This is a genomic window from Chitinophaga qingshengii, from assembly GCF_014529935.1.
In the GTDB taxonomy this organism is placed as follows: domain Bacteria; phylum Bacteroidota; class Bacteroidia; order Chitinophagales; family Chitinophagaceae; genus Chitinophaga; species Chitinophaga qingshengii.
Genome location: NZ_JACVFC010000020.1, coordinates 1 through 414 on the forward strand (window position 1 = coordinate 1; position 414 = coordinate 414).

Sequence of the window (414 nt, forward strand, 5' to 3'; positions counted from 1 at the left end):
GGGGCTGTCGGTCAGCTCCTTCGATATACCGGTTACTACCAGCAAGTACGACCTGTTGCTGAATGTACTGGAAGAAGCAGGCGGCTACAGGATCTATGCAGAGTATAACAACACCTTGTTCAGCGAAGCCCGTATCAGCCGTTTGCTGGAACATTACCTGCGCCTGCTGGAAGCGGCCTTGCAGTCGCCGGATCTGGCGCTGGATGAACTGGGCTGTTTGTCGGAAGAAGAACACCAGCGGCTTGCATATGGTATTAATGACCACCAGCGCCACTTTGCCAGCTACCCCTCTTTATATCATCTTTTCCATGAGCAGGCGCTGCTGCGGCCGGATGATACTGCCTTGTTGTACAGTGGAGGGCAGATGGATTACAAGACCTTGTCAGGGCAGGTAAAAAGCCTGGCAGCGGTATT

General features: G+C 53.4%; 1 protein-coding gene. It reads left to right on the plus strand.

Annotated elements, in window-relative coordinates:
* On the plus strand, positions 1 to 414 hold a 414-nt coding region (locus tag ICL07_RS32170; RefSeq protein ID WP_188092168.1), incomplete at both ends, for a condensation domain-containing protein.